The organism is Marinobacter maroccanus (assembly GCF_002933275.1).
GTDB classification, from domain to species: domain Bacteria; phylum Pseudomonadota; class Gammaproteobacteria; order Pseudomonadales; family Oleiphilaceae; genus Marinobacter; species Marinobacter maroccanus.
In genome coordinates, this window is the sequence record NZ_PSSX01000024.1 from 44,107 (window position 1) to 50,165 (window position 6,059).

3 protein-coding genes are annotated in these 6,059 nt (G+C 55.3%); 2 read left to right on the forward strand and 1 reads right to left on the reverse strand.

Going from position 1 to position 6,059, the window contains the following annotated elements:
• Positions 1 to 584 precede the first annotated feature (584 nt).
• Both KEHDKFFH_RS18415 and KEHDKFFH_RS18420 read left to right on the forward strand, forming a co-directional pair.
• Positions 585 to 1,949: a KamA family radical SAM protein gene (locus tag KEHDKFFH_RS18415; RefSeq protein ID WP_104323251.1), complete on the forward strand. Its 1,365-nt coding sequence runs from the start codon at positions 585 to 587 to the stop codon at positions 1,947 to 1,949.
• A 96-nt stretch (positions 1,950 to 2,045) separates the two neighbouring features.
• Entirely contained in the window at positions 2,046 to 5,900 is a 3,855-nt protein-coding gene (locus tag KEHDKFFH_RS18420; protein WP_104323252.1) for a hypothetical protein, read from the forward strand.
• A 51-nt stretch (positions 5,901 to 5,951) separates the two neighbouring features.
• Here KEHDKFFH_RS18420 and KEHDKFFH_RS18425 read toward each other — a convergent pair.
• A partial coding sequence (locus KEHDKFFH_RS18425) for a transposase (RefSeq protein WP_146084220.1) occupies positions 5,952 to 6,059 on the reverse strand: 108 nt, incomplete at its 5' end.

Consider the following 6,059-nt stretch of genomic DNA (forward strand, 5'->3'; position numbering starts at 1 on the left):
ATGGAATGCAGTGTTTTGTTGTGGGTATTTTCAGCCTGACAGGTGCACCGGCTCGCAGTACACAGAACCTGTACAAAGCATAGAACAGCTTTCACACTTTTCCTGCCTGATCGCCCCCGATTTACGGGCTTTTGGCCCAAAGGATGACCGGCATGCCGGCGAAGTGCGCGGATTAGCCCACCTGATTACGTAGTATTTTTACTACATTTAAGCCGCTAAGTTCAATCAAAGCCCTACGAACATCCTTTTCGGGTGAACTTCTTTCGGTTACTTACGGAAGAATGACCGTTTTTGGACCAACAGACAACCAGACTGCGACCAATGTCGTAGCATTCTTATCAACAGACAAATTGATTACCACGCTAAACGATCTTCTCGCCGCCATTCGCCACTCATTCACTTCATTTAGCGACTTTTATTGAATTTTCCACTCCAAATTCATCGGCATTTTCCTGATTTACTGGAACTTTTTAATTAGACCTGAAAATAATTCCCGATTTATGTATACTCGCCTGCCTGATTTTTAACCACCGAAAAAGTGGTCGGACCACTTTTTTGTCATTGGCACCAACAGAGGGCGATCTATGAACTCCATCGTCACCTTTCCGAACCGGATTCCCACTACGGAGTTCGAGGAACGGCGTTTCAAGGTCTACACGGACCGCCAGCTCGACAAGATTGAAGTCATTCAGAATCTCCCCGAAGAGACCCTGTTTGAAATGAAAGTGGTAGCCAGCGTGCTGCCGTTCCGGGTCAACGAATACGTGATCAATGAACTGATCAACTGGGACAAGGTGCCCAACGACCCGATCTATCAGCTTGTCTTCCCCCAGAAAGGCATGTTGAAAGACGAGCATTACGAACGCATGGCAAAAATGCACCGGGAAGGTGCCGACAAGAAAGAGATCCAGGCCGTCGCCAAGGAAATCCGGGATGAACTGAACCCGCACCCGGCCGGCCAGATGGAAATGAACATGCCTGAGCTGGACGGTGAAGTGCTGGACGGCGTTCAGCATAAGTACCGCGAGACGGTGCTGTTTTTCCCGGCCCAGGGTCAGACCTGCCACTCCTACTGCACCTTCTGTTTCCGCTGGGCGCAGTTTGTCGGTGACAAGGACCTGAAGATGGCCAGCACCGAAGCCGAGAAGCTTCACGGCTATCTGCAGGAGCACACCGAGGTGACTGACCTGCTGGTAACCGGCGGTGACCCCATGGTCATGAAGACCAAGAACCTGGTGCAGTATCTGGAGCCACTGCTTCAGCCAGAGTTTGATCACATCCAGACCATCCGCATCGGCACCAAGGCCCTCACCTTCTGGCCCTACCGCTTCGTGACCGACAAGGATGCCGATGAACTGATCGACCTGTTCGCCCGTCTCGTGGATGCCGGCAAGCACGTGGCCATCATGGCCCACTACAACCACTGGCAGGAAATCACCACCGAAATCGCCGAAGAGGCTATCCGCCGTATTCGTGCCACCGGCGCCGAGATCCGCGCCCAGGGCCCGTTGATCAAGCACGTCAACGACGATGCCGAAGCCTGGGCCAAGCTGTGGAAGAAAGAAGTGCAGCTGGGCATCATCCCTTACTACATGTTTGTGGAGCGGGACACCGGCGCCAAGAACTACTTCGAAGTGCCCCTGGTTGAGGCCTTCCACATTTATCGGGAAGCCATGAAAAAGGTCAGCGGCCTGGCTCGCACTGCCCGCGGCCCCTCCATGAGCGCCGGCCCCGGCAAGGTGGAGATTCAGGGCATCACCGAAATCCACGGTGAGAAGGTATTCGTGCTGCGATTCCTGCAGGGCCGCAACCCCGATTGGGTACAGCGTCCGTTCTTTGCCAAGTACAGCGAGACAGCCACCTGGCTGCATGAGCTGGAACCGGCCTTTGGAGAAGAGAAATTCTTCTTTGAGGATGAGTATGAAGAAATGAAGAAAGGTAACGGCTGAAGGCTCATACACCATATGGGTGATGCCTGACTTTTGTGGCTCTTCTAGCTTTGGTTTGTCGGAAACCGATAAAAACCAAGAATGAGGAATCACCAAATGATCAGGCAACACTCCCTTCGTTTATGGCTGTTGCTGTGCACCATGGCAGCAGCACTCATTATCAGTGGTTGCGGAGGCGGCAGCAGCTCCGGCTCCGGAACGACACCCACCACCGATGATTCTGCAACCATCTCCGGCACAGCGGCTGCCGGTGCACCCGTCTCGGGCATTGTGGGCGCCCGCGATGCCAGCGGTGATACGCTGACCACAACGATCGAAACGGATGGATCGTTTGAGTTGGATCTTTCCGGTCTCGACACACCCGTTCTGCTCTATGCCAGCGGCATTGCCGGCGGCAACGCCTATCAGATGCTTTCCGTGGCATTCGCAGATGACCTGAATGGCACCGCAAACATCACGCCCTTGACCGACCTGATCGTTGGCAACGCGGTGGGCCGGAGCCCTCAGGAATTTTTCAACAATCCCGACTTCGACCTGATCCAGCAGGCAGCCATCGAAACCGAGGAAGCGGCTCTGAAAACTCGCCTGAAGCCCCTGCTCGATGCTCTTGGTGTGGAAGAGGACTTTGATCTACGCAGCTCACCGTTTACGGCTAACCGTTCCGGGTTCGACGCAGCCCTCGACGTGATTGAAGTTCAGATTGATCCCGGCACGAACACGGCAACTATTACCAATCGGGTCAATCGGACCCAGACCATTACCAACAATTTTGTACAGCCGGAGAGCGAGGAAACCACGCTTGAGGTAGACGAAACCGAAATCAACGAGGGCGTGACCACACTTCAGGCGCTGAACACCCTCGCCACCTCATTTGCCGATGCGCTTGAGGGCCAGGATGAAACAACCCTAGAGAGCCTCACCAGCGACTTCCTGAACAACGGCGAGACAATTGGAGGTTTTTCAGCGCGTTTGTCCGGCTCCCCGGAAGGTATTGAAGACGCAGGCGAACTGGCGGAGGATATCCGCGACTGGTCCGTAGCGGAACTGGGTGAAGGAACCGCCAGGCTGAACGTTGGCCAGGCCCAGGGACCATGGCAGGCCATCAATGACGGCGGCGACTGGAAGCTCCAGGGTAACCGGGCAGAATTCTTCGTCTTTGTTGAGCCTACCCACCGATACGAAAATGGCGCTGACAGCCCTCTGATTGAACAAATCGCAACGCTGATTTATGCCGGCTTCCCCTCAGCAAGCCTGGGCTCGGTGGCGGATTCCAGCGTTACCGTTTCCGGTGATCTGGAGAACTTTAACGGCGATCTGCCCATCGACTCCGGAAACAACCGTTTTGCCGATTTCCAGGGCCTGGCGGCTGGCTCCATCAGCTCCGGCGATCAGGTTACTTTCGCCTGGAATAATCCGGTCGAAGGGATTGTCGATTCCATAGCGACCTTCACCATCCGCCGGGGCAGCCCCGACTTCAGCAACGGGGCGCCGGAGATCACTGCTGCGTCAGCTGATCTGGCTGCTGATGAGTACAGCTTCCAATGGACTCTGCCCCCGGGCTACGACGCCGTATCTGTACGCAACAACTTTACCGGACAGACCTCAGGCGGCCAGGGCGGCGGCTTTACCGGTAACCCGCTGGCGAACGATGCCACCAGCTTTACCGGCGAACTGCCAGCAAACTATGTCCCCAGGGAAACTGACCAACTGCGCCTGATTGCCCGTGATCCATTCGGGGTGTTTGTGGCGGCGCGCCTGAACAACCCGTTTGCAGAGCAGGTTCCAGCACCCTCCGAGGCAGGCGCACTGGTTGGCAGCTTCATCAAGCGCAATACCGATCGCACGGACAACGCACCCTGGGTCCACTTCACCTTTTTCGAGAGTGGCCAATACATCCATCTCGAGCTCGGTGATGACTTCCGCCCAGACGCAGACCCGAACGGCAATACAGGCATGGAAATGGGCACCTACACCTGGAACAACCAGACCGGTGATTTCGAGTTCACCGGCATTCTGATTGATCAGAACGGAGAGTGGGGTGCCAGCGACCTTCGCGCAGAAGAAACACCCCTGCGCGTTGAAGCCGACAGCGATGGCTTTACCCTGAACTTTGCCAACGGCGATTCCCTGCAGTTCGACCGAGTTCCTGCCAACAGTGCCACCGGTGGTGTAGCCGGCACATGGGCAACGCAGAATCCTGCAAACCCGGATGAAGTCGCAGTTCTCACCCTGCTTGAGGATGGCTTCTACTTCATTGGCGACGCATATGACGCATCCGGTGACGAGGTTCCGGGTATCGAATTCGGCGAGTGGACCTGGGACAGTGAATCACTGATTCTGGACTACATCACCGAGTACGATCAGAACGGCGTGGCCGGCTTGGCCAATAACGGCGCATTTAACGGCGAGTATGTCTTCACCGTCATTGACGGCCAACTGGTTGTGGACGAGGATGAACCTGGCCAGCTCAGTGAGCTCTTTGCAGGCAACCCTGTTAGCGATGGTGAGCTTACGGTCGATTATACGCCACCTGGCAATGACACTGGCTCCCCGGGCACTGCCGGCCCTGCCGTCACTGGTGATGTCCACTACCTGCGCACCTCAATTGGCATTGAAAGCTCACGGGTGAACAATCCACCGACGGTATTTCAGGCGCACTACGCCCATATCGATGCCAACATTGTCGATAACGCCGACGGGACCGGCACACTCAGCTGGTCAGATCTCTGTGTCGGCGACCTGCTCATCGATCCGGGAACCAGCGAGGACGGACGGGACGCATTGTTTGATTCCGTCAGTGAATGCTTCGGTCAGGGTAATGGCTTTGATCTGAGCTTCACCGAAACGGGTCTTTTTGCAGCGGTTCCAGAAAGCACTACGATTGACCCCGAGGACAACTCGCAGATTATCACTGGTGCGACGGAAATCGATTTCCGGGCGCTTGACGCTGAACGAAGCCTGTTCATTGCCAATGAGGCGAACAGCTTCCAGTATGAAGAGAGCGACGGAAGTTTCACCGAAGGGCGTAATATGAATACCCATGTGCTCAGCAAGACAGACCCCACGCTGACGGTCGATTCGCTTGCGGGGGATTGGGGCTTTGCCACGTTGCGCATCTCCAACATTGTTGATGACGCTGACGCGGTCGTGCCGAACGAGATGGAGTACGGTGCCGGAGCCCTCAATATAAGCGTTGACGCAGCGGGCAACGCCACTCTGACCGACGAAGTCCAACTGAATGTTGGCCAGGGCCTGAAGCCTCTGGTGACGAGCGATGTCTTCGTTGATACAAGGAACGAAGAAACCGCGCTTGGCGTTAGCCTCGGAGCATTCGGCCTCACCGCTGATGGAACCCTGGATCTGCTGAGTGGCGAGCTCGGAGGATTTGTTTCACAAGGTAGCAACGTGATGACGCTTGGGCTTCCTAATCCGTTCACGCCTTATGAGGTGCAAACCGACGAATCGTCGTTCCTGATCGGCGTCAAACTTGACCCGAATTTTCAGTCCGCCGACCTCGCCGGAAAATCCTACGATCTGATGCTGAAAGGCTACTTTGCCGGGCAGAATTATTTTGAAACGGACATTTTCCTGCCAGGCGCAACATTGGAATTTGACGGCAGTGGCACCGCCACCTCACAGAGGGGCCTTACCTTTGCCTATTCCAATTTTGGTCTGAACACAGACGTTGTGGATGTGACCCGGCAATCTGCCGGTCTCACCCCCAACAACTGGACCTATCAGGTCGACACCTCAACCGGTTTGATCAGAATGGAATCGCCTCAATACACATACTCTGGCGGTGATGTGGGCTTCGGCGAGCAATTCGGCTATTCCTCTGCAGACAACCGATTGCTGGTTCTGGTATCGCGCTTTTACGACAACTCCGGTGGCACGCCAATGGGACCCGCTGGTGCTTACATAGCCTACGCCATCTGCAATAACTGCGACTAAACAGACTTTGTTCTCACTTCAGCCCCGCCCAGAGCGGGGCTTTTTTTTGGTTCATCGCGCTTTACCGGGAAACGCTGCTTTTATCTTTAGGAAGAAGTAATCGTTGTCCCGGTAGCCATAAGCCATCCGCTTGATCACCTTGATCTTGTTGTTCATTCC